At 57.9% G+C, this 323-nt stretch carries 1 pseudogene; it reads left to right on the top strand.

The features are described 5' to 3' along the window. Positions 1–97: pseudogene (locus HU762_RS27015) on the top strand (nucleoid-structuring protein H-NS); the annotation flags it as partial. Positions 98–323: the final 226 nt, after the last annotated feature.

Here is a 323-nt window from a genome sequence, read left to right as displayed (position 1 = left end):
TCGGCATCCATGCCGAGGTGCCCCCTCCACAATACCTTCGTTCAGCCAGCGTGGTTAACGGGGCGCCGAGATCAACGTCCGCCGCGAGGCGGCCTGAAAGCCGACCTGGTTGTGGTTGGGATCGCGTTTTTCCTGTGAGTGCGGGTTTGCTCGCGATGGTAGTTGGCAGTTGGCAGTTGGCGGGATGACGAAAGTACCTTGATCTTCACTCCCACAAGCAAACGCCGCTTTCGAAAGCAAACGATAAACCTGTGGCGAGGGAGCTTGCTCCCGCTGGGCTGCGCAGCAGACCCAAAACCATTCAGCAAGGTGTATCTGGATAA

The organism is Pseudomonas sp. SWRI92 (genome assembly GCF_014268685.1).
GTDB classification, from domain to species: Bacteria; Pseudomonadota; Gammaproteobacteria; order Pseudomonadales; family Pseudomonadaceae; genus Aquipseudomonas; species Aquipseudomonas marvdashtae.
This window is presented reverse-complemented; position numbering and strand designations above follow the sequence as displayed.